The organism is Tengunoibacter tsumagoiensis (genome assembly GCF_003967535.1).
GTDB lineage: Bacteria > Chloroflexota > Ktedonobacteria > Ktedonobacterales > Ktedonobacteraceae > Tengunoibacter > Tengunoibacter tsumagoiensis.
Genome location: NZ_BIFR01000001.1, coordinates 143,677 through 168,019 on the forward strand (window position 1 = coordinate 143,677; position 24,343 = coordinate 168,019).

20 protein-coding genes are annotated in these 24,343 nt (G+C 49.9%); 12 read left to right on the forward strand and 8 right to left on the reverse strand.

The genetic code is table 11. From position 1 onward, the window contains the following. Positions 1–46: 46 nt before the first annotated feature. Together EL628_RS00545 and EL628_RS00550 are read left to right on the forward strand one after the other, a co-directional pair. Positions 47–985 carry a PSP1 domain-containing protein gene (locus EL628_RS00545; protein ID WP_126577862.1) on the forward strand — a complete coding sequence of 313 codons (939 nt, stop codon included), beginning with the start codon at positions 47–49 and terminating at the stop codon, positions 983–985. Between the two features lie 48 nt (positions 986–1,033). Further along, positions 1,034–2,599, forward strand: a complete 1,566-nt coding sequence (locus EL628_RS00550) for an SPFH domain-containing protein (RefSeq protein ID WP_126577863.1) — start codon at positions 1,034–1,036, stop codon at positions 2,597–2,599. Between the two features lie 87 nt (positions 2,600–2,686). Here EL628_RS00550 and EL628_RS00555 read toward each other — a convergent pair whose 3' ends face one another. Next, positions 2,687–3,655, reverse strand: coding sequence for an alpha/beta fold hydrolase (locus tag EL628_RS00555; protein WP_126577864.1), 969 nt, complete (start codon positions 3,653–3,655; stop codon positions 2,687–2,689). Between the two features lie 242 nt (positions 3,656–3,897). On the opposite strand from EL628_RS00555, the gene EL628_RS00560 reads away from it, so the two are divergent. The 3 genes from EL628_RS00560 (at position 3,898) to EL628_RS00570 (ending at position 7,177) form a co-directional block, all read left to right on the forward strand. Further along, positions 3,898–4,836, forward strand: a complete 939-nt coding sequence (locus tag EL628_RS00560) for a pseudouridine-5'-phosphate glycosidase (protein WP_126577865.1) — start codon at positions 3,898–3,900, stop codon at positions 4,834–4,836. Between the two features lie 94 nt (positions 4,837–4,930). After that, entirely contained in the window at positions 4,931–5,320 is a 390-nt protein-coding gene (locus tag EL628_RS00565; protein ID WP_126577866.1) for a hypothetical protein, read from the forward strand. 519 nt (positions 5,321–5,839) lie between these two features. After that, complete coding sequence (locus EL628_RS00570) at positions 5,840–7,177, forward strand: hypothetical protein (RefSeq protein WP_126577867.1); 1,338 nt, start codon at positions 5,840–5,842, stop codon at positions 7,175–7,177. Between the two features lie 173 nt (positions 7,178–7,350). Here the strand turns inward: EL628_RS00570 and rpmA are convergent, their stop codons facing one another. Together rpmA and rplU are read right to left on the reverse strand one after the other, a co-directional pair. Beyond that, complete coding sequence (rpmA, locus tag EL628_RS00575; protein WP_126577868.1) at positions 7,351–7,677, reverse strand: 50S ribosomal protein L27; 327 nt, start codon at positions 7,675–7,677, stop codon at positions 7,351–7,353. Between the two features lie 7 nt (positions 7,678–7,684). Then, positions 7,685–8,167: a 50S ribosomal protein L21 gene (gene rplU, locus EL628_RS00580; protein ID WP_126577869.1), complete on the reverse strand. Its 483-nt coding sequence runs from the start codon at positions 8,165–8,167 to the stop codon at positions 7,685–7,687. Between the two features lie 722 nt (positions 8,168–8,889). Between rplU and EL628_RS00585 the strand changes: the two genes are divergently transcribed. The 4 genes from EL628_RS00585 to EL628_RS00600 all read left to right on the forward strand — a co-directional run bounded on the left by EL628_RS00585 (position 8,890) and on the right by EL628_RS00600 (position 14,241). Then, positions 8,890–9,993, forward strand: a complete 1,104-nt coding sequence (locus EL628_RS00585; protein WP_126577870.1) for a MerR family transcriptional regulator — start codon at positions 8,890–8,892, stop codon at positions 9,991–9,993. Between the two features lie 28 nt (positions 9,994–10,021). Next, complete coding sequence (locus EL628_RS00590; RefSeq protein ID WP_126577871.1) at positions 10,022–10,876, forward strand: hypothetical protein; 855 nt, start codon at positions 10,022–10,024, stop codon at positions 10,874–10,876. A gap of 97 nt (positions 10,877–10,973) precedes the next feature. After that, positions 10,974–13,028 carry a WD40 repeat domain-containing serine/threonine protein kinase gene (locus EL628_RS00595; protein ID WP_126577872.1) on the forward strand — a complete coding sequence of 685 codons (2,055 nt, stop codon included), beginning with the start codon at positions 10,974–10,976 and terminating at the stop codon, positions 13,026–13,028. 67 nt (positions 13,029–13,095) lie between these two features. Then, positions 13,096–14,241: an acyl-CoA dehydrogenase family protein gene (locus EL628_RS00600; protein ID WP_126577873.1), complete on the forward strand. Its 1,146-nt coding sequence runs from the start codon at positions 13,096–13,098 to the stop codon at positions 14,239–14,241. Here the strand turns inward: EL628_RS00600 and EL628_RS00605 are convergent. After that, complete coding sequence (locus EL628_RS00605) at positions 14,238–15,239, reverse strand: GAF domain-containing protein (RefSeq protein ID WP_126577874.1); 1,002 nt, start codon at positions 15,237–15,239, stop codon at positions 14,238–14,240. The two genes, EL628_RS00600 and EL628_RS00605, sit on opposite strands and share 4 nt — an antisense overlap. Before the next feature lie 456 nt (positions 15,240–15,695). Between EL628_RS00605 and EL628_RS00610 the strand changes: the two genes are divergently transcribed. After that, entirely contained in the window at positions 15,696–15,911 is a 216-nt protein-coding gene (locus tag EL628_RS00610; protein ID WP_126577875.1) for a DUF5659 domain-containing protein, read from the forward strand. A 138-nt stretch (positions 15,912–16,049) separates the two neighbouring features. Here EL628_RS00610 and EL628_RS00615 read toward each other — a convergent pair whose 3' ends face one another. From EL628_RS00615 to tgt, 4 genes are all read right to left on the reverse strand, one after another. Continuing rightward, complete coding sequence (locus tag EL628_RS00615) at positions 16,050–16,841, reverse strand: hypothetical protein (RefSeq protein WP_126577876.1); 792 nt, start codon at positions 16,839–16,841, stop codon at positions 16,050–16,052. Beyond that, positions 16,834–17,475: a GlcG/HbpS family heme-binding protein gene (locus tag EL628_RS00620; RefSeq protein WP_161975177.1), complete on the reverse strand. Its 642-nt coding sequence runs from the start codon at positions 17,473–17,475 to the stop codon at positions 16,834–16,836. The genes EL628_RS00615 and EL628_RS00620 overlap by 8 nt, the downstream gene beginning before the upstream one ends. Before the next feature lie 215 nt (positions 17,476–17,690). After that, positions 17,691–18,533: a lipoate--protein ligase family protein gene (locus EL628_RS00625; protein ID WP_126577878.1), complete on the reverse strand. Its 843-nt coding sequence runs from the start codon at positions 18,531–18,533 to the stop codon at positions 17,691–17,693. Between the two features lie 78 nt (positions 18,534–18,611). After that, positions 18,612–19,796, reverse strand: a complete 1,185-nt coding sequence (tgt, locus tag EL628_RS00630) for a tRNA guanosine(34) transglycosylase Tgt (RefSeq protein ID WP_126577879.1) — start codon at positions 19,794–19,796, stop codon at positions 18,612–18,614. Positions 19,797–20,241: 445 nt separating this feature from the next. Here tgt and EL628_RS00635 point away from each other — a divergent pair, with 445 nt between their 5' ends. Next, positions 20,242–20,544 carry a zinc-ribbon domain containing protein gene (locus tag EL628_RS00635; RefSeq protein WP_126577880.1) on the forward strand — a complete coding sequence of 101 codons (303 nt, stop codon included), beginning with the start codon at positions 20,242–20,244 and terminating at the stop codon, positions 20,542–20,544. 792 nt (positions 20,545–21,336) lie between these two features. Beyond that, the gene (locus EL628_RS00640; RefSeq protein ID WP_126577881.1) at positions 21,337–23,847 is read left to right on the forward strand and encodes a RelA/SpoT family protein; all 2,511 of its coding nucleotides are present in this window, start codon (positions 21,337–21,339) and stop codon (positions 23,845–23,847) included. Positions 23,848–24,343 lie beyond the last annotated feature (496 nt).

Consider the following 24,343-nt stretch of genomic DNA (forward strand, 5'->3'; position numbering starts at 1 on the left):
CAATGGCGCAACATGCTCACCTTATCTAACAAGATAAGATGAATTCATGTCACTTGCTATGAGTCCCGAGAATACAATTCAAGTCGTAGGCATTCGTTTTCGTCCAGCCGGTCGTATCTACTATTTTGATCCGCTGGAACAGACTTTTACCACGGGCCAATATGTCATTGTAGAGACGGTCCGCGGGGTTGAGGCTGGCCGAGTCGTTGTGGCTTCTAAACGCATTGCTGAGGGTGATCTAACCGATCCTCTCAAACCGGTTCTCCATTTAGCCACCGAAGACGAATTGCGAATGATGCTCTCTTTCAAAAGTAAAGAGAAGGATGCATTAGCTCGCTGCCACGAACGGGTCTTACAACACAAGCTTCCAATGAAACTTGTGGAGGCTGAATATACCTTCGATGGGAGCCGGTTGACCTTCTATTTTACTGCTGATGAGCGCGTCGATTTTCGCGCGCTGGTTCGCGATCTCGCTGCAACGTTCCGCACCCGTATTGAACTTCGTCAGATTGGAGCTCGCGATCAAGCTAAGCTTCAGGGCGGCATCGGCCCCTGCGGCAAAACCCTCTGCTGTAGCTCCTGGATTACCGACTTTGGCATCGTTTCAATTAAAATGGCCAAAGAACAGGGCCTTCCACTTAATCCCTCCAAAATTTCTGGCGTCTGCGGTCGCTTGATGTGCTGCCTCTCCTATGAAAATGAGAATTATATCCAGGCCAAGCAACAGATGCCTCAGATCGGCACCTTTCTCTCGACGCCCAGTGGGTCTGGTAAGGTAATCGCCATTAATGTGCCACAAAATTCCGTTGAGGTGATGCTGGAGAGCGGTGCCACTATTCATGTCCCTGTTCCCCCGAAGGAACAGGCTTCTGGAGGCGGTTGTGGAAGCGGTGGCTCTTGCGGTTGTAGTCGTACTGCCAGTTCTGAGGGTGGATCGTCCAAAGGTGGTGGATGCGGCTCTTGTAGCCTGAAGAAAAAATTGTAGAGCAAAATCACGTAGCCGAGGTGCGTTGAGAGGAAGGTATGTGATTCTATGTCATCAGATAATCATGATCCAGGGGCCGTCTGGCAAGGCCCCAGACCAACACAGGGGCCTGCTCAAGGGGCCTTTTTTGATGCACAAGAGCCTACGCCTGTGTCCCTTCGGCCCACGGGCACTGCTCAGAAAAACTCATCAGCCAGATTTGCTCCTGCTAATACTATTGTCTCACCTGTTGAGGACGACCAGCCTGTAGCTCGCTCCGCTCCTCAAGGAACACTTCAATCGATTTCACAGTATCTTTTTCTTTTGATTATCCCGTTCTTTTTTTGTGCTTTGACCTGTGCTCTTGTGTTGCCCTTTATAGCTACCGGGCATGCTGCTCTTCCACGGCTGGGCTTCTGGCCTATACTGCTGGGCATTCTTGCCATTACCGTTGCTCAGGGCACTGCAATCTATTATGCTGGTAACGATAAAGGGCTGCTTGCACTTACGACCCTCGCAGGCCTGGCCCTGTTTCTCTTGATTGCGACCTTTTCGCTATTTGGCACAATTCCTGGCATCCTCCTGCTCATTGCTGTGATAGCTTTGGGTATCTGGCTTGCCCGCCACTGTCTCCATCCCGTCCCCGAAGGCTTCGTTGATATTATTTTTGCTCAGAAAAAATATAGCCGAACGCTGTATGCTGGCTTTAATATTCTGCTTCCCTGGGAGACGATCGCGGCCCAATTAAATGTGGAGGGGACACAATGGATCTGTCCTACTCAGACGGTTCAACTTTCGCGCGAGGAGGATGTGAGCTTACGAGCAGCTATCTCATATCAGGTGTTGCCTGAAGATGCCTATCTTACTATGACGCAGGTCAATTCGTGGGAAGAGAGTCTGCGTAACCTGCTGATTATCCATTTGCAAGAGGTAGCGCTCCAGTTCCAACCAGAGGATTTTCTTACCTGGCCTCAAGGGCTCCAGGCAGCCTCTAAAACCTATCGACCAGTGCAGAAAAGTGCCGATGATTTTATTGGAAGCGCGGAAAGACGTCAGCAGATCAATGATCGTTTATTAGCTGTTTTGAGCGATAAAGTTGCGCCCTGGGGCGTTCAGATCAATTGGGTCCAGATGCTGGATGTTGAGCTCATCCCACATCACGTTATCAAACCACAACAGATTATTGCTCAACCAGTTGAACAGGCTCAAGTAGTTGAGCAGGTAGCACAACCTGAGAACCTGGAAGTTCATACAACGACGGCTGCAATTCCTGTTCCTCCGGCACAAAAGCCAGAAAATAACGTTGTGGCTCCCGCTGTTATACCTGCCAGTGCGATAGGCACGACCAGTACACCAACAAAACCTTTGCGAGAAGATCTCCTTATACGGGCGTATAAAGAAGTTCAGGATGGACATGTTACTGATCCTCAAGCCATTCGGAGTATTGCTATGAAATTTGAGGAGGTCGCTAAAGATCCAGTGCTTGCACAGACCGTAAGCTTTGATCCCGCTCGCGCTGCCCTCAATCTGTATGATCAGGCACGTAAATATGAGGAAAGTTATCTACGCCAACAGCAGCAGAATGGCATGAATCATGAGGCCCAGAAGGGTCCGGCGGGCAAGAGCTCGTATTAAATAGCACGCTTTCTATTAGCAATTTCTACTAGCAATGCGGGAGATCACCAGGTGGATGGATCTCCCACATTGCTGTAAGAAAATCCTCTAGTTCACTGAAGCATGAGCAAACGTACCGAGGAGCTGGTTCAGGTGGGATGCCTGCTCTTCCTGCAAATGCATCCGGCTCTTATCAATCACATGAATATCAATTTTGGCATTGAAACGTTTGAGCGCTGCACTGGCCTCGGCAGGGCTCAATTCCCCTTCCCGACCCCAGATTGCGTTGGTAGGAACCTGCAAGCGAGACAGAGGCTCATGTACATCAAGAGCAAGCGAGCCACTCAGCACAGCATTCGCAGCCTGGAAGCTCTGTGGCTGATGGGCGCTTGTATAAAGATACTCGATAAAGTCATCACTGATCAGGCCAGGGTTCTGGTATCCAAAGCGATCATAATAAGCTCGGATAGCCGGGCGCGAAGTGAAGAGATTATAGATAAACTCTCCAACAATTGGCGTGCTCAAAATGGCCTTCCAGATCCGCTGCAATGGGCCTGTATCTGGTTTCTGAACGAGAGAGGGGGAAGGAGAGAGCAGAATGAGGCGCTCAAAGAGTTGAGGATTGCGAGCAGCTACCGCAATAGCATACGCGCAGCTCTGATCATGAGCTACGACAAGAGCAGGCTGAGCAACCACCTCGCTTAAGAAATCATGGAGGAGATCAACCATCATTTCTGGAGTATAGTACAACTCTGGTCGATCAGAGAGGCCAAAGCCCAGCAGATCAAGAGCATACACGCGAAAGTTGGCTGAGAGGGCCTCGATATTTTTACGCCATTCATATGAGGAGGCTCCCGGGCTGAAACCATGAATCAGGACCAGTGGTCTGGCCTCATGCTCACCCTTCACCTCATAAAACATATCACCATATTTCCAGGGATAGCGCCGCTCTTCACCAGTCAGTACTGTATCTAATTCGCCAACCATGGCACATGTGGCCTTATTATAGATAGCCATTGCTCCTAATGTTCCACCAACCAGCAGGCCAGTGGTCAAGATTTTTTTTGTTAATGACATTGTTGATCGCTCCTACTTCCTTCTTGATCTACCATCAACCAAAATAGGTCTGCACACAAACAACCGCATCCCCACTTCTATGCGTAGCCCCACCCCTTTGCATATCGCATTAACCACACTTTTTTTATCTGACCCCTGCGAACGAATAGAGCAAAGCAAGTTCAAGAACTACTATAACATGGACAATTCATAGGGTGCAAACGGTCCTAGGTGAGGTTACCATATGGTAAACTAGCATCAAGATGGATAAGCTACATTCATATCTCCGTTTTTCAACTGAGGTACAACTAGCGCTACAACAACAACAGGCTGTTGTTGCACTCGAGTCGACGGTAATCTCGCATGGACTCCCTTATCCAGATAATCTGGAAGTCGCCCGGGCAATGGAGGCAATCATCCGCGCAGAAGGGGCATGTCCAGCAACAATTGCCGTTCACGACGGCCAGATTCTCGTAGGACTACAGGAAGATGAGCTGTATCACCTCGCTCAAGCGCAGGACGGTATTCAAAAGGTAAGCCGTCGGGATCTGGCCGTAACGCTGGCGCAAGGAGGCTGGGGCGCAACGACGGTTGCTGGAACGATGCTCTGCGCCAATCTTGCCGGAATTCGTTTTTTTGCAACGGGCGGCATTGGGGGCGTCCATCAAGGCGCTACGACAAGTATGGATATCTCTGCCGATCTTCAGGAGCTCAGTCGTACGCCAGTGGCAGTGATCTGTGCCGGCGCAAAGTCTATTTTAGATCTCCGTTTAACGCTCGAATATCTGGAAACCTATGGCGTTCCCGTTCTAGGCTGGCAGACAGCCGATTTTCCAGCTTTTTATGTGGCTAGCAGCGGCTATCCAGTCTCGCACTCTGTTTCTGATCTGGATGCCCTCGCTCAGATTATTCGTACGCAATGGCAGTGTGGACTCGGTGGACTACTTGTAACCTGTCCGATACCCGAGGCATATGCGCTCTCCGCCGAGGACCTGGAACGGCATATCACAGCTGCCCTGGAGCAAGCAGAGCTCAAAGAGATACGTGGTGCAGCTCTCACACCCTTTGTACTGGCCACAGTAGCGAGCAGCACTGCTGGTGCCAGCCTGGTAGCCAATAAGGCTCTCCTACTAAACAATGCACTGTGGGCCGCGCGATTTGCTCGTACGTACTACCAATCTAAAGATGTTGCTTTATTCTGATTTACCGACTACAATACGATCTACGTAAGAGAATTTTCTGTCTGCGTATTGGACAGTCTCGTGTAACAATCCTCCTCGAAAGGAGCCGGATATCGTGAACAATCCCTTTGAGATACGCAAGGTGATTGGGGGCGTCGTTCTTACTCTGTTGTGGCTGTGTACTTTTCTATTTGTCAGCTCAACATTGGTAATCGACTGGGCTGGTGATGGTCGTGGTACCCTGACCCCCTTAAAACCCATTATCATCTTGATCGGTCTCTTTATTCTCGTTCTCTATCATATCCTTTATAAGTCGAGCCCGGAAACAAATAAGTTGAGCTGGACCTCGGTCCTGACACTCAGCTGGCTTTCGTTGATCCTGTTCTACCCCTTTAAGGATCCCGCCAATTATAATGGCGGAGCCGTGGGCTTCTTTGCCCTTATTGGTGGCCTGGCCGTCTGCGTACTCTGGGTGCGTTTCTTCTCTGATGAAATTGTCGCCTAAGAGGCCAACAAGAAAAAGGAGCCCTCTTCTCCACAAGAAGGCTCCTTTTTTGTGTGAGGAACCAATCACCCTGACACACTTTCCTATCTTCCACTTTTTAACTGTCTTTTATACAATCGAGCAGATACTATTTCTTAACTTCCCTCTAGTACTTTGCTACTAATTTTTTGCCCTCTCAATTCAATCTCAAAATGGCTGTGGTAACATACCTCTTGAGACAATGCTCTCAATTCATACTATGTCAATATGCCTTGTAAAGACTTCTATCAGTTCATGGCGGCTTGCTATGACTGCCTCTGTTTATAGAGGGGTTTTCCTGGCTTGAGAAAGCCAGTGCCGTTTGCCTATACAACCGGTTGTGCAAACCTCTCTCTCTTCTCCGCACGGACGCTTCTACTCGTAGGCCTTCCTCGCTGTACCTGGCTCTTTGCCAGGAGGCTGAGGACAGCGTAGCTATGCCTTTCTTCAGACATTTCAGCTACGCCTATCACATTGTTTCTGTAGGAAGAGAGTTCGCATATGCATACATTCAAACAGACAGAGGTTCCAAACACCTCGTATGGAAAAAAGGGGCGACGTTTCTCGCCCTGGATGCTCGTTGGAGGTCTTAGTACGCTCCTGGTCATTCTTGGTTCGGGGCTGTTCTTTTTTGCTCAACCAACGATTGGCTCACAAGCCGCAGCAGCCGTTCCAAATGGAGAGTGTAGTCTCATCGTTCCTCCTCAACCATTGACCGCTGAAGGTCTGGCAACTCCTTATCAATTGGTTGCTACACAGCCCGATAAAGGGGCCTGCCATGAAGCCAATGCCAAACAAGCTGCCTTTGTTCAAGGGGCGGTGTTTGATCCTGCGACCAACCAGATCTCTATTTATAATCCTCTGGTCGTTGATAAAGGCAAGAAACCTGCCATGCCTCCTGTGGTCCCAACACTCCCTGCGAATGCAGTTGTTGGACTCTGGTTTGGCTCCAATGGCACTGTGCTCACCCTTCGATCGTCTCAAAATAGTCTGACTGATGGCAACTGCGTCAATGGTCTGCCAGGTTCGCCCTTTGGTCAGTTCGCTTACTGCAATGCTCCTGACTTCTTTACAGCGGTCAATGCGGCTATTAAAGCGGGCAAGTTAACACCACCTGCATTGGGCATGGGCAATGATGGCCTGACTTGCCCCAGTGTCCGTGACTTCGGTGTGGTCGATATGGATCAAAGCGATAATGTTAATACAACCTATCTTATTGATAGGAAGGGCCGTGTGGCTCAGATGACAGCTGCCAATGTCCAGCAACTGCCAGAGGCTACGATTCAGGTCAATGGTAGTGATAATCGGCTGCTCTCAAGTGCTATGGATGGCGCTCTCGGCTGTCACTCGTGGTCCGCTCCCGATCTGGCCGATCCTGGTAAAATGGTCCCGGCTCTGCCTCTCAATGAGCTCCAGGCAGCTACCTATCAGGCCGCTCCCATGGCCACCATCCCGGCCAATGATCCAATGGTAAAGGTTGGCGATACCATGAGCTTGAAGAAGCTCAATCTCTATCGCGTTGGTGTGAACCAGCCTGTGGTTCAGAATAAGAACGATGCTTCGACGAGCCAGTACTGCAAAAATCTGCTCTCAGTTGCTCCCACTCGCATTCGGAACGATAAGGCCTTTACTCAGTTGATGCCATCCGTTGATCCTGCTGTGGCGAACAATCTATTCACTTTCCTTGCCCAGCGCTTTAACGCTACCTGGGGACAGGATGGGCTGAATTGTCAGAATCTGATCAAGCAGAAGAGTCCAATCAAAGTGACGATGAATAAGCAAGGCATTGCTGTTAACGCTACTTTTAAAGGCAATCTGTTCGATAGCATGGGCAATTAAAAGGATTATCCGAGCTTCAAAAGATGTGAAGGGAGCATCACTTTTTCAGGTGATGCTCCCTTCACATCTTTTTGGCGAAAGAGGGGATTAAGTTCCTGTCATACGACACCAGACAAAAAAGCAGGCCATCCAAAGATCCTGGATGGCCTGCTTCTGCTTTACTAAGCTTTTACTTAGATCTCAACTCCTGCGCTAAGAGCAGCTTCCTGAGCTGCCAGCAATTCAGCGATGGAAGGGCGATCAGGGAACTCGGTAACGATGCTTACTGAACGATGAGTACGATCGGCATGGCCGAATTTTACGTAGCCGTCAATTAAAGCAAAGAGGGTGTGGTCGCGACCAACACCAATGTGAGGACCTGGTTTGATTTTGGTGCCACGCTGGCGCACAATAATGCTACCTGCGGTCACAAGCTGTCCATCAAAGCGTTTGACGCCGAGCATCTTGGGCTTGCTATCACGACCATTGCGTGAGCTACCCATTCCTTTTTTATGTGCCATGACTTAATTACTCCTCTGTGCTTTCTGCCTTGGTAGTACGGCGCCGGCGAGCTGGCTTCTTTTCGCTCGTCTCTTCAACAGCAACTGGGGTCTCTACAGCTGGTGCCTCTGTGGCAGCTGCTGCAACTGGCTGCTTCTCAGCCTTAGGAGCCTCGCCTGAAATCAGGCTTTTACCATCGGCCAGAATGTCGTTAATGGTCAGAACAGTGAGTTCCTGGCGATGACCGCGGCGATGGCGATAACGCTTCTTTGATTTGTACTTGAAGACAATCAACTTCTCACCACGAGTCTGCCCCTCAACGGTGGCCAGAACTTCAGCGCCCTCAACAAAAGGGGCACCAACGAGTGAGCGGTCAGCATCGGAGATCAATAACACTTCTCCAATGCGGAGCTGAGCCCCATCTTCTACATTTAAGAGACGGTTGACTTCAAGCTTCTGACCGACAGAGACTTTATACTGCCGTCCGCCACTTTTGATAACTGCAAACATGTTGTCTTTTCTCCTTATTTTGGTCCGGTCCCTACGCACAGTCCAGGAGGATACGTGGGAGGCAAAGGTGGAGCGCCATCCAGCACTGTTCCTTTGGTCCTAGAGTTTTTGCTCAGAAGAGTTATTTCACCACAACTGAATCGGCAGGCCAGAGTGCCCGCAAACGTAGGGGTTGCACCCCTTGCTCATCTCTCTTTGAGGATCAACATCTCTGGGGGCGACTTAGCACGTCTTTTTTGCACGACAATTTCGCACAAAATAGTGCTCAACAATGATAACAGCGATCTCCAGACTTGTCAATGCTCTCCTGACTCTCTGACTCTCTACCCCCTTCTCACAAAAAAGGCCATGAGTATGGAAGAGGAACAACATAAGGCTCTCTTTCTCTTCGATCTGCAAGTATCTGGAACTACGAAGAAATTTTACCCTCCTCGCTATTGACCTGATCTCCATTAGAGAGACCTCTATTTAACGAGAGGAGGGTAAGCCCCCGGGCTCGTTTGGGAAGGCAATCTTCTTTTTCAGATGCTGCAAAGTCTGTACAAAGTTTAAACTAAACAGTATAATAGAGTGGATAGAGGGTTTCTTCATCAATAGATGGTACAGAATGCCATCTCTTAAGCTGCTGACCATTATAGTGTGTCAAAGGGACATTGTGCCAACGTACATGCCAATATAGATGTCAATATACGATCAGGCAGCGGATCTGACTTTGAAAGAGAATGAATACTAAACATACAGCCATTGCCACTGAACTCGAATATTATTCGGACACGCCGCTCTTCAATACGAAGGCTGTCGTCCAGCAGACGGGTATCCCGGCTCCAACCCTACGAGCCTGGGAGCGCCGCTATCAATTACTCTCTCCTGAGAGGGCCGATAATACCTACCGTCTTTATTCAGAACGGGATATTAACCTCATTCGCTGGCTTAAAGATCAGGTTGATACGGGGATGTCAATCAGTCAGGCCATCGCACTGTTCCGCCACCTCAACGAAGAACATACGGCAGCATCCAAAGAGAGCTCATCAGCTTTTTCTATTGCCCTTCCACAACCTGTAGCGGAGCCGCTTGAAGCTGAAGAAAAGGCAGATGAAAAAGCACAGTATCCCCTGCTTGATTCAGCTCATGATATGCTGGAGTCCCCACCGTCCAAAAACGATACGATGGAGATTATCCAGAACCATCTCATTGAAATTTTTCAAAGTTTAGACGAGCAGACGGCTCATGTCCTGATGGGCTCGGTCTTATCTCTCTATTCTGTAGAGCAGGTCTGCCTGGGAATTGTTACACCTACGCTCTGGAAGATAGGTCAGCTCTGGGAAGAGGGCAAAATTACGGTGACCGTTGAGCACTTTGCCAGCAATTTCTTTCGAGCCCTTCTGACAAATCGTTTCTATGTCACACCTGGCCCTCTACAGGGCCCATTGGTTCTGGTGGCCAGCGCTCCTCAGGAAGCTCATGAACTGGCAGCGCTCATGCTCGCTCTCTTTCTACGCCGCCAGGGCATTCGTGTCGCATATCTAGGTCAATCGATCGAGACAATTGGCCTCCTCCATACTGTTCGCCGTCTGAAGCCCACGTTGATCTGCCTTTCCGTCACTATGCCCAATTATATATCGAATCTTGTCCAGCTCAGCCAGTTACTACAGCATATACCCATTCCTCGACCAACACTCGTCTTTGGAGGGCAAGCATTCGTGCATCAGGACCATCTCATTGAAAGCATTGCTGGCTGCTATGTAAGTGGCGATCTCGCTACCGTTGCAAGCAAACTACAAAGCATGATTCTTGCACAGACGGACTATTCTGGGTCATCCACATAAGCAAGAAAATGAGGGGGAAGAGAGCGCTATGCGCTTGTACAAGATCGTACGATTTCCATGGTACGGCTATGTAGCCCTGATCTTATGCCTCGTTGCCTGGATCTGTTCCTGGCTCCGTATTGAACCTTTCTACCGTTATACGTTTTTTCCACTCTGGCTCGGCTATATTCTGTTTGTGGATGCACTCAATCTGCATCTCCAACGGACATCTCTCCTTAAAAGGATGGGGATCCGCTATCTCCTCCTGTTTGCTATCTCCAGCCTCTTCTGGTGGATCTTCGAGGTCTTAAATATTCCTGTTCAGAACTGGCATTACCATCTTGACCAGAGCTATTCTCCCTGGCTCTACTTTGTGCTGGCCAGTCTGAGCTTTAGCACCGTCCTCCCTGCTGTACTGGAGACTGCGGAACTGCTGCTAAACATTCCTGCTCTACGACCACAACTCCCTGCCGATCAAGCTGGTCCTCGTCTGCCTGGCTCTGTCTTGCTAGGGGTTGAGTTCCTGGGCTGTGCCTGCCTGCTCCTGCCAATTCTCTTGCCGCACTACTGCTTTGGCCTGATCTGGCTGAGCGTGGTTCTGGTTCTGGACCCCATCAATAATCTCATCGGGCGCAAATCTGCAATTGCACATATAGCAGTTGGGGACTGGCGCTTTATTGTGCTTCCTCTCGCTGGTCTCTGCTGCGGCTTTTTCTGGGAGATGTGGAACTTCTATGCCTTGCCGAAATGGAGCTATACGGTCCCTTTTATTGGCTTCTGGAAGATTTTCGAGATGCCTCTGCTGGGATATACAGGGTATCTTCCCTTTGCATTAGAGCTTTTTGCTCTCTATCAGACAGTCCTCTGGCTGCTACGCTGGCACGAAGATTACCTCATTTTTTAGCAGCGAATGATGCCTCTTGACAACGTATTCCTTTTGTACTACTGTACTTTCGTGTTGTCTTGTATGTCACTATTCTAGTTCACTAGCAAGGGATTGCATGGCTGCTGATTTTTTCTGTGATATATGTGGAGCCCACAATCGATTAGAAGCACAATTCTGTCGTTTCTGTGGACAGCCTTTGCATACTCTTAGCGCTTCGCTCACTTCTACCAAAACTGGCTTGCTGGCACCGCAGGCCATGCTCAAACAACGCTATATTGTTCATGGTCAGGCCGGTCGCGGCGGTTTTGGTGCAGTCTATAAAGCTTCCGATACTGAGTTTGGGCATCGACTGGTCGCGATTAAAGAGATGAGCCAGAGCACGCTTGAGCCCCAGGAACTGGTGGCTGCTCTCGATACGTTTCGTCATGAGGCTCTCTTGCTCGCCAGCCTTACGCATCCCAATCTGCCGCGTATCTATGAACAGTTTATGGATAGTGGCCGCGCTTATCTGGTGATGGATTTTATTGAAGGTGAGACGCTTGAACAGCAGCTACAAAAATCTGGCACCCAGCGCCTCCCGCTGAGCACAGTCTTCGATATTGCTTTGCAGCTTTGCTCGGTCTTAGAGTATTTGCATACGCGCCAGCCTCCGATTATCTTCCGTGATCTTAAACCCGCTAATGTGATGCTCACACCAACGGGCCATCTTTTTCTGATTGACTTTGGAATTGCTCGCCACTTTAAGCCTGGTCAGGAAAAGGATACAATGGCTCTCGGTTCTTCCGGCTATGCTCCCCCCGAGCAGTATGGTAAATCGCAGACGACCTTACGAGCCGATATCTATAGCCTGGGTGCAACCCTCCATCAATTGCTTTCCGGCAATGATCCGACCGATTCTCCATTTCATTTTGCCCCCTTACATTTTAGCGATCCTGCGCTCTCTGGATTGGCTCCTTTGATTATGAGCATGGTGAGCGTCGATCCCTCGCAACGACCTGCCGATATTCTTACGGTCAGCCAGGAACTACAACGCATTCTTAATGCGATGACGATAAGTAAGCAAGGAGCTCTCTCAGGATCGTTTTCGCATTCACTTGCTGGTCTCCCTGTCCGAACCCTGCCATCTGAATATCAGACGCCTCGTGGTGCTGATACACAGTCTATTCCAGCCACACAGACGACTGTGGCAAAGAAACGCACTCAGAAGACGGGAGGTCAGGCGCAGGTCTATCCACAGGCCAATACGCTCTATATCTGCCTGGGACACGCTAGCCGTATCACGACCGTTGCCTGGTCGCCCGATGGTAAGCTCCTGGCCTCCGCAAGCTATGATAAGACGGCCCAGATCTGGAATGGCGCAAATGGCTCTCATCAGTTAACCTATAGCGAACACAATGCTCGTATCAACAGTCTTGTCTGGTCTCCTGATAGCCGCCTGGTGGCCACAGCCAGCGATAGCCGCACTGTCCATCTCTGGGAGGCAGGAACCGGCAAAACGATAGCTATCTATCGTGGTCACCAGGGACCACTGACGAGTGTGGCCTGGTCGCCCGATGGTAAACTTATAGCATCAGCAGGTGATGACAAGAGTATTCATGTCTGGCAGGCTGATACACAGGAGCTATTGGTAAGCTATACAGAACACACTGATCGCGTCCAGGCTCTAGCCTGGTCACCAGACGGACGCTATCTGGCCTCAGCTGGACGAGATAAGATTATTAAGATCTGGGAGCCTCGCCCCGTTGCCAAAAAGCGTTCATTACTGGCTTTTCTGTTCTCGTCTCCGTTCGAGGAGGGCCCACAAACGCTTAAGGGATATGAAGGTCAGATCTATGCGCTGGCCTGGTCCCCTGATAGCCGCGAGTTGGCAGCCGCCAGTAGCGACCGACAGGTGCATATCCATAGTCTGCACAAAGGTGCTAAAGGCTTTACGTTGAAGACGAATGATGCAACCATCAAAAATACTATTGCCTGGTCCTCTGGGGGCAAACATCTGGCACTGGGCGGCAACGATAAACTGGTCCATGTCTGGAATGTTCAGTCTCGCGAGCAATCTTTCACCTACTTTGGACATGCTGGCTATGTAATGTCTGTAGCATGGTCGCCCGATAATTCACGGATCGCTTCTGCAGGGGTTGACCGCAGCATCCACGTCTGGCAGGCCGTTTAGACGCAGATTGCGCTGTCCTTATCATAGATTGCGGTATCGTTATCGTCTTATTGTAAGGAGGAGGGTTATGAAGTTTGATCTCACCGATGAGCAAGCCGATATTCGCGCCCTGGTCCGCAACTTTACTGAACAGGAGATTACGCCCAATGCCGAACGCTGGGATGAGCAGAACTATTTTCCCCGCGAGGTATTTGCCAGATTAGCGGATCTTGGTCTGCAAGGACTCAGCGCCCCCGAAGCCTATGGTGGCCTGGCTCTCAACCACCTTTCAGAGGCTCTGGTCTATGAGGAATTAGCGAAAGGCGATATGGGGACCGCCGTCGGCCTCGCCGTCCATAATATGGTTACAGGTGCGCTTGCCCGCTCGGCAGATGCTGAGCAGCAGCAGCGCTGGCTCCCGCTCCTGGCAAGTGGTCAGCGCTTTGGAGCGTTCTCGCTTAGCGAAGCTGACTCAGGTTCAGATGCCGCAAGCCTTCAGTGTCGTGCAACCGAACAGGTTGATGGCTACCTGATCAACGGCTCAAAGCAGTGGGTCACCAGTGGAGGAGAGGCCGATCTCTATCTCCTGCTCGCACGCAGTCAGGCTGGCCGAACCGCTGAGGGAATTACCTGTTTTGTGGTAGAAAAAGGAATACCAGGGTTTACCTTTGGAAAACTTGAACGCAAGATGGGGCTCCACTCCTCTCCCACACGAGAACTTCTCTTCTCCGATTGCTTTGTCCCCATACAGAATCGAATTGGTGAGGCCAACCAGGGCTTTAAGATCGCCCTCGCAGCCTTAGATGGCGGGCGCGTAAATGTTGGTGCCATTGCCGTTGGCGTCGCACAGGCAGCCTTTGAGACCGCCTGTACCTATGCACGCGAGCGTGAGCAATTTGCCCACCCCATTGGAACCTTTCAGGGAATTCAATTTCTGCTTGCCGATATGGCTATGAAGATCGAAGCAGCCAGGTTGCTGGTCTATAAGGCTGCCTATCAGCTTGATGCACAACAGCAAGGAGGGCTCTATGCCTCGATGGCTAAATGCTTTGCAAGCGATATGGCTATGGAGGTGACGACCAACGCCATTCAGGTACTGGGAGGGGCTGGTTACGTTCGGGACTATCCAACCGAACGCTATATGCGCGATATCAAAGTCGCTCAGATCTTTGAAGGGGCCAATCAGATTCAACGGATTATTATTGCACGCACTCTGTTGGGGAATCTGCGTTAATCGGTGATAGCACCTTTCTGTAGAGCATACGCCGCCAGTTCAGCGCCCATCTGCTGCAGGACATAGAGCTCGGCCTGTGTCCCATCCAATTGCAATGTACGCATTGCGGCCATTTTGCGCTGTTGATAGCTATTCAAGACTGCCTTCTGCTCTTCCGCAGGTGGCAGGAGCACCAGGCCGATCTGAACACGCTCATAAAAGTCCGCAGGGTCAATCGCAATAGCCAGTAAGGTGGCATAGTTTTTTAAGAGACTACAGAGGGCCGATGAGAAATAACGCGGCTGAAGGCTCTCTGCGACAAGACAACCAGCAATACGTCCAGCACGTAGAATGGGCGTTGCGGCAATGCTTCCTCGCTCAGTGTGTCTTTGCCCTCTATTCTGCTCTATGAGGATCTGGAACGATGAGATGGCTGCTCCAGGAAGCGACTCAGCTCCTAAAAAGATAGAGCGTGTCTCTAACTCCCCTTTCCAGGGTGGTGTGCCTACACGCACGCTCTCATGAAGATAGCGGATCTTCTGTGACTCAAGAGGGGGCACACATTGCACAACTGTCAGCAGTAAGCCAGTAAGGTCTGGATCTAGATGCTGAAGCGCTTGCTTTAACACCAATTGGCAGACCGACCAGAAGCGCAGAGAATCAGGCGTCTCCGCAAGGGCTACATGCACACGTTCATAAAATTCTGCTGGAACGCTCGCCTGTGGCAACTGTAGCTTTGAAGTCATTGACTCCCGCGTGGGCTCCCTCATTGCAGATCCGGGCCAGACCTGTTGAATGCTTCTTTGGAGCATGGTTCGCGCTTCTGGCTGACACTTTTCCACTAGTAATTGAAGATTAGCCAGGCGAGGCTCTGAGTCTCCATTGAGCCAGCGACGTAACGTCGAGAGACTTATATGCGTCTCCTGCAACAACCGGTCACGCTCAGGTTGCTGTGCAAAAATTGTTCCGATGGCTTCGCGCAATTCCTTGAGCGCTTCGCTCCGTTTCGCATCTTGCATACTTATGACTTCACCCTTTTTACCATATTTATTTAAACAGAGTATAGCATAAAGATTTACATGTTTATTCTTCATTCCACAAAATGTACCATTTGCACATTCGTAAAAGCGATGGTTCTCTCTCATTCTACGTGTTTTCCCCGCTTGATAGATCTCATCTTGTGCAAATATTGCCGCTTCTGCTACCCCATACATTTTTGATAATCAATACAAATCTGCTCAATTCGTGAGAATTCTCTACACTCTGTATTTGCAAATGCATTGCCATTTGCAAATATTTAATTGCAAAAGTATTGACATATGCAGTATTTTTATGTTAATGTTCGTAGAGGATAGCAAAATAAACCTTTTCTTTTCATATTAAATATATCTTTTCCTTAAGATATTAAGTCCTTATCTTGCCGCAGGTATACGAGAGGTTCAAAGACGAACTTCTATAGGACAGGAGTGAAGAAGATGGTTGAAGTGTCGGATTATTGGATCGCAGCGTATATTATGGCTTATGGGGTAAAGCTCCTCGGCACAAAGAAGAATGAAGATGGTTGGGTCATCTTCTTTTTTGATGAACGAGCGCGCAAAGCCATCGAACGGTGGAATCAAGGGGTTGCTATGATTGATGCACGCTCTTATCGTTCTGCAATCCACAAATTGAGGAATGCTATTTATTCATAGAGCAACAGAACCTTCATAGTGGTGTACTTTAAACTGATGACCAACGAGCCAGGATAGCTCATATAACCATCCTGGCTCGTTGGTCATCAGTTCAATACTTGTCTGCTTACTCTCATTGAACGATTGGCGAAAAACTCTCTATTTCTTGCGGCGCTGGTTGGAACGATAAGCGCGATAGAGATCATCATGCTCGCCCTGCACTCCCTGGCGCATCACTGGCGGAGCAGTCTTCTCAGTTACCTCTGTTTTGGAGCCGCCCTTCGCTGTATTCCTGGCATTCTGCGCCGCACCACTCAGGCTACGAGGCAGCAGATCAAGCTGAACCAGGACATAAAGGAGGAGCAGGAGTGTGATGATATTGATCAGGAATGAGACCGTAAAAGGAAGCTTCGTCCCAAATAAAGGCAAAGTAAATAACGTCTTTTCAATGCCTAATCTGGTTGCAAAGAGCGATTCGTATGGAAGGACAAACTCAGCTACAAGCAGGTAGGCCATCATACCAAAGATATGCTTGGTTTTAAAGATACGAGGAGGAGCCTCTTTCTTTGGCTTCGCGGCAAATTTCTCCTCATCTCTGGCTGCTTCGGCTGCAATCTCTGTTCTGGCAGCAACTTTCTTCGCGCCTTTTGCACGAGCCATACGAGCCTGAACGACCTCTTCCTCTTTAGGAGATACCTCTTCTTCTGTCTTAGCGACTTTCGAGAAGAAATTGGGAAGACGATTGGCACGTTTAGAGGCTGGGGTCTCTATCGCGACAACAGGTGCCTCAAGCGCTCCCGTTGTGGGCTCTTCCGTAGCAAGGTCTTCAGTTGCTACGGCGAGATTCTGATCTTCCGTCTCATTCCCGGTCACAAGTACGGGACGATGACGTGGGACACGGGTGCGGCGATAGCGGTTGGTCGTGGTGTTTGCGGGAAAATCGTTACTCATAGCGGTCTCCTGGATGGTCCTCATGGGTTGTATTGGATGAATTAAAACGAAGTGCAGAATAAGGATCATCCTCACCAGCAGACAATTGCTGTATATTTGGAATTTCCTGTGCTTGTGCCATACGCTCACCTGCCATGGCAGGTGGAACAGCAGAGTAGAAGGCCGGATCTGGTTGAGCGGAGGCTGGAGTTGGCGCAGGGGAACGAGAAGCCTGACGCCGGCCCGCATCTAAAACAAATAGCCCTGCTTGAGCAATCTCATCATCACGCCCGGGCGCATTACCACCACTTACGCCGATACCACCAATCGTTACACCATTATAACGTAGAGGCCAGCCTCCAGCAGCCATAATAAATTTTCCCTCGGTCATCGCAGATAGACTGGAGGCAAAACCAGGAATGGCCCCTCCCCATTGTGCGATAGCGTCGGTTGATTGATTAAACATAACAGCTGTGGTGGCTTTTGCAATGCTGATATTGCCAGTTGCGAAACCATGTGGGGCCATCATGCGCTCAAAAAGGACCAGATGGCCCCCTGCATCAACGATGGCAATGCTGACAGGGCTGCGAAGTTCACCAGCCCGCCTTTTACAAGCTTCCAGTACTTTGCGGGCCAGATCGATCGATATACTCACGCCCGGATACTCCTTACTTTCTGCCAACTCTTCACACCGGAAGAGGGCTGAGTCAGGGCCTGTCGCGCCTCGCTCGCGTTAAGCCGAACAGGTCCCCCATCCGCATTAGTGCTTATGTCGCGCCCATTGTACCGCACCTCTTGCAACGACGCAATGAGCCAGATCTTTTCTTATCTACGAAGCAGCAACCGTTTTCGTTAGAGCAGGCAGACTATTCATCCTTCAGATGCAGTCGTCAGCTTGATTCGCTCCTTACGCCAGTTCAGTTGACTATATTTCTCCTGTACCAGTTGCTGTGCCAGATCCCACTCAGATTGCGTCAGTTCCCCTGCGGTAAAAGGATGCCTGAGAAAAGCACTGAAGCCTTCACAAAAGGCCTGCGAGACCTCTTCCCAACGAGCAGTGGGAGCAAAGGCATGCAGAGGGTTTGTCTTCTCATTGTAGAGGGCAAGGGCCTCGGCACGAGCCTCCTCAGAAGGATAGCGCAGGAGATGAAAAAACTCTGCTGCACGATCTTCCAGGGGAAGAGAGCCCTGCTGGAGAAGCGCATGCTCTTTCCAGACCTGAGCACTGCCAACCAGCTTAAAACCATTGCTTGTAAGATCTGCCTGCGTTGAAGAGGCAAAACAGGCTGCTGATGGATGCTTGCTCACGCGCTCATCACTAATTACGGAAGCAACGCCGAGCTTCTGCAAAGCCAGCATCAGGCCCTGGCACAGATAGGCATAAGCAGCCACAACCCCCGAAGGAACTCCATACTCTTTACTTATCACAATGCTATAGGTAAACTCATCACGATGATAGACAGCGCGGCCTCCCGTTGGACGACGGACCAGGGCTACCTGCTCTTGTTCACAAGCCTCTACATCAATCTCGCGCTCAACATTCTGAAAGCGGCCCAGCGAGATCGCAGGCTGCGACCAGCGGAAAACGCGCAACGTTGGAGGAACATCCCCGCGCAGATGATGCAAAAGAATAGCTTCATCAAGAGCCATATTTAAGGCGGCATCCTGGGTACCAGTATCAATAAAACGGAAAGGTCCTGTCTGTGTCTGCATAATGGGTTCCTTGATAGATAATGATCGGATAGATAGTGATCGAACAACAGAGCCGAGGAAAAAGTCCAGGACAAGCGTCTAGGACTGACGCTGTTCACGGGCGGCTTTCCACTTCTCGCGTTGAGCCTCACGCACCTTTTCAGAGGCTGGAACATAGCGTGCGAGGAACGCCTCACGAAACGCTACATAGGTCCCATTCAGAATGGAGCTCCGTAGTTCAGCGGCCAGCCGTAACATAAAACGGATATTATGGATTGTGCCCAGGCGGAAGTAAAGCTGTTCCTCAGCTCGCGCCAGATGATGGACATAGGCCGCGCTATAATGCTGGCAGGTATAGCAATCACAACCATCTTCAATTGGACCATGTTCCATCCGGAAACGAGCTCCCTTAATGCTCACCCGGCCATCACGTGTAAATAGACCACCATGGCGAGCAACACGGGTCGGCAGAACACAATCAAACATATCCATCCCCAGACCCACACCCTCAACAAGATCCTCTGGCGAGCCAACGCCCAGCAGATGACGAGGTTTATCGCGGGGCAGTTCTGGAGTCACATGGCGCAACATCCCCCACATCTGTTCCTTTGGCTCTCCAACCGAAAGACCACCAATCGAGAGGCCCTTGAATGGCATATTGCCAATAATGCGAGCACTCTCACGACGGAGCTCAGGTTCAAAGGCCCCCTGAACAATTCCAAAGAGCGTCTGATCAGGATTATGGCGCTCTTTCGCCACCAGAGCACGCTCTTCCCAGCGATGAGTCCACTCCATCGCCTTGCGGGCCTCAGCGAGCGTACAGGGATATGGAGAACAGATATCAAGGGGAAGAACAATATCGGAGCCAAGCTCGGCCTCAATCTCCATCACACGCTCAGGAGTCAGCGTATGAAGCGAGCCATCAATGTGGGATTTAAAGACCACACCATCTTCATTTAGCTTGCGCAGATTGCCCAGACTCCAGACTTGAAAGCCGCCGCTATCAGTCAGAATTGGGCCATCCCAATGCATAAACGAATGCAATCCGCCAAAGGACGCGATCAGATCGGAGCCAGGACGGAGCATTAAGTGATACGTATTTGAAAGAATAATCTGTGCCTGAGCGGCCCGCAGTTCCTCAGGCGACACGCTTTTCACAGTAGCCTGGGTCCCCACAGGCATAAAAATAGGTGTGTGAATAGGGCCATGGGGAGTCTGGATCGTACCGGCACGAGCCCAGGTCTCAGGACATTCGGCCTCGATAGAAAAAGAAAATGGTGGCATGCAACTCTCAATATCAACAAAGGGCGCTACAAAAATCGTCGACTAGATTTCCAATGCCCGGAATACTGACCTTATTTTCTCATAAACGTCAAGCGCCTCAGCACGATGTTCGTAGAAAATGTTCCTGATAGAAATGTAGCAATCTACAGAAATAGAATAATCTATTGAGTGGGCAATTATTAAGACTAAAATGGCTCAAATGAGCTCATATCCGTTTGCATATAAAAGATACATAAAAATATGTAGCATAGCCGGAATTTGTCATAAAAACCCTTGCAAATCCTAAAAAGATGGTGTATGCTTTCAACCGGTATCCAATCTCGGTCTCGCATACAGTGCTCGTCCAGGGTATAAATCCCACGCTGGTAGGGGAAACAAAAGACTGGTGACATCTGCTAGGATATGGACCCGGAGGATTACCAACATATCACAAGGAGGTCCCTAGTTGAGCTTCGTAGACAAAACCCTAAAATGCCGTGAGTGTGGAAATGATTTTGTGTTCACCGCCGGTGAACAAGAATTTTACCAGCAAAAAGGGCTGTTGAATCAGCCTGGTCGTTGTTCATCATGCCGCGCCAACCGCCGCAACGCGTCTGGTGGATCGAGCAACCGTGAACGCGCACCACGCGAGATGCACACTGTTATTTGTGCTGAATGTGGTAATGAGACCCAGGTGCCATTCTTACCAAAGAATGATCGCCCCGTCTACTGCAGCCCCTGCTATGATAAGGTGCGCGCTCGCGCATAACCTCTCATCAGTGGAGGCCTGACAGCGTATCTGTTGGCGGTGCCCTGCCTTCTTCCCCAAAGAGTGCAATGTCATCGCCACGCGCTTCCTCAAACACGAAAGACCTGGCCGGGGGGTGTTCCCGCCAGGTCTTTTTTCTCTTCCTTTCTCAATCTTCTTTCTCAATCTCCTTTCTCAAATCGTCTTTTAATATCTGCTCACAAACGTAGTCTTATTAGTAGATAGGCGCTGGCTGCAACGAAGCAGGCTGTTTATAATTCACAATGGAGCAGAAAGCTTTCAGATGAGAAGAAGTCTGATCTTGTCCAGGCAAGGATGGACGCGCCCATCTTTGCCTGGACAAGACCATAGTTAAGAAGAAGAGAGGAAACCATTGAGAGGAGAAAAGACCCTCCAACGTAGGAATAAGTGCAGAGCTAGCACATTTCGGCTAAAGGGGTTTTGAATGATCCAGAACCTTGTTATACTACGAGAGAGTAAGAACCGTCCCAGTCCAGGGTATTCCAGCGCCGGAATAAAGCGTGGCTGGTTCCGTGTTTCCTCTTATAGAACGAAGAATGGTATGTACCTTTTGTACATGCGCATCGACATCTGATTTTCTCCTCCTCATGCCGTCTCTGAGCTGAGCGGTGCGGTATCCGCTTGACAGTCATGCTTTGCTATTTATAATAGAGAAGTAACATTTGTTTTGCCGGGGTAGAGTCTACCCTGTCACTTTTTTTATGGAGACCGTCAGGAGAACTGTTCAGGTGCAAAGCAGATGCTACAGCATGTAGGCAATGGGGATAAAGAATGGCTACCAATTATGAAAAGGCCGTTGATAAGTCACGCTCCAATAAGCCACTGACAAAGACAACGACTACTCTCGGGGCAACTCTGGCTCCTTCGCAAATGACGCTCGAAGACTTATTAACCGAGACGAGCATGTATCTAACTCCACAGGATATGGAGAACATTCGTCATGCCTACAACCTGGCTAACCAGGCTCATAATGGAGCGGTGCGCAAATCGGGCGAGCCATACATTCAACATCCTCTGGAGGTTGCCCATCTCCTGGCTGTCATGCGCATAGATTCCGATGGGATTGTGGCTGCTCTCCTCCATGATGTGGTCGAAGATACTCATTTTTCCCTGGAAGATCTCAATGAGCTCTTTGGTCCCTCTGTTGCCCATATTGTGGATGGCGTGACCAAATTTGATGCGCTCGCTAGCAAGCCCGCTACACCAACTGAGGCCGATGTGCTTGCCGATGTGTCTGGTCTGGATAGTCCGTCTCCCACTTCTGCTCTCGATCACGCTGCCACTTCTTCGCCTGACCATTCTTCTGCTGCCACGCCCGATCATACGCACTATACTCCACCTTCTCTCGTCGATAAACGCCGTCAACGAAGCGAAACGGTGCGCAAGATGCTGGTGGCGATGGCCGAAGATCCACGTGTGGTGGTACTGAAGTTGGCCGATCGACTGCACAATATGCGCACCCTCAGTGCTATGTCACCCGCCCAACAACAGAATAAATCTCGTGAGACCAGCGAGATCTATGCTCCCCTGGCCCGGCGCCTGGGCATGGCGCTTGTACAGGCCGATCTGGAAGATCTGGCCTTCGCCTATCTCGAGCCCGATAAATATAATCGCCTCGCTCACCTGGTTGAAGAAGAGGTGAAACGCAGGCAGCCGTTTGTCGATGAGGTCTGCCGTACCCTACAAGAAGAGATGCAGCGCGCTGGCCTGAAATCAGAGGTGATTGCGTGGCAAAAACACCTGGCAAGCATTAATCGTAAATTAGAAGATGTGTTGCTTCAGGATGGCAGTGAGCTTAGCCGCATTCATGACCTTGTCTCTTTCCGCATCCTTGTAGATACCGATTATGAATGTTATCTGGCTCTTGGTCATATTCACGCTCTCTGGCGGCCCAAGGATGGCCGCATCAAAGACTTTATCGCTACTCCTAAGCTCAATGGCTACCAATCTCTCCATACGACGGTCTTCTGCCTCCAAAATCGTCTGGCTGAGATTCAGATTCGCACACACAATATGCAGCGAACAGCTGACTATGGGCTGGCCAGCTATTGGTACCTGAAAGATCGTTTGGGGAAGGATAACGAAGACACACGAGAAAAAGAGAAGGGCGACCGCAGCTGGCGGCTCTCCTATCGCGAAATGGTGACATGGATCGAGCAGCTACGCGAATGGCAGAGCGCTATGCCACAAAGCGCAGATGAGTTTGTTGAAGCGGTCAAAGGGGATATCTTCCAGGAGCAGATCTTTGTCTTTACTCCCAAAGGCGATGTCAAAGATCTTCCTCGCGGCTCGACTCCTCTCGATATGGCTTATCGTATTCATACCGATATCGGCGATCACTGCGCAGGTGCGCGCATTATCACGAATACAGAAGATACCGGACGCCTGGTAACACGTCTCGTTCCCCTGGACTATGAGCTCAAAGGGGGCGAGATCGTTGATATTATGACCAATCGAACGGTTCATCCTACCCACGATTGGCTCTCATTTGCCCGGACGGCTGCAGCAAGGAATAAGATTCGTCGCTATCTTAAGACGTATGAACGTGAGATCGATCTTCAGCTTGGCCGTGAACGGCTTGATATGGCCCTGAAGACCTCAGGGCTCACTGGCATTAACGATGAGATTGGTGAGCTCCTCCAGAATCTTTGTACAGAGGGTCCAGAGGCTCAAGCTACCTTTAAAAAGTATGCCACAAGGGATGATGTCTATATCGCGCTGGGACGCGAAGACCTTTCGATTACTGATCTCTTAGAGCATCTTCTTCCTTTACTGCCAGGATGCGATAACGATGCACTTGCCAACAATGAGGCCGGACTCTACCAACAGAAAGAGGGCGAAAATCATCGCCTGATCTCACTGGCTGAGTGTTGCTGCCCCATACCAGGTGATACCATTGTAGGACAGCTTATGCCTGGCAAGGGTATGGTCATCCATCGCAGCGATTGTACTGAATTAGCCAATCAGGGCGAGAATGGTACTGGCATGATTGAGGTGAACTGGCTTCAGCTTCATCCTGATCACTATCAAGTTCTTCTCTCGATCGTCGCACATGATCGTTCCGGACTCTTACGAGATGTCGCAGCCATTGTCGCTGACGCCAATATCAATATGACTGCAGTCGCCTCAAAGACCAATACGTCTTTACATAAAGCCGTCATCGTTGTGACACTAGAGATCGCCAATGAAGGCAGTATGATCCTCGATCAGATCGAACGCATCCAACGACGCCTCCGCCAGGTGAAAAATGTGGTAAGCGTGGAGCGCGCTCTTACCAGATAACATAAGGCTAGAAATCAAGCTCCTCAGGCGAATGATACTCTCTTCTCTATGCATGAGGACACTTACGCATAGAGAGAGCTCATTCGCCTTTTGTATAGCCCATCAGGCTATTTTGATCTGGCACAATCCAACAAGATACGGTATGCTTCGTATAGATTCTGTAACATTTTCCAGAGACTCTCTCTCTCTTACTGGTAGGATTTAACGATTGCTTGCTTCTGCGACACAAATTTGAGAAAGATTTGATCTCTTTTTAATATCCTTATGGTAAGACTAAGATAGCCTCCAGAAAGTCTTGATCACACATTTGAGAGGACATTGTAAGGCTCTTCGTATAGGATTGAGTGCTAAACTAAGAAAGCAGAGTGCGTTCACCTGCCAGACACCGGGGTGGTTGGAAGCAAGATGATGGTGCATGACCCTCAAAGGGAACGATATCTTGAACATGAACGTACGGAATAGTACAGGGAATCTGTCTGTTGGATACTGTGAGTGA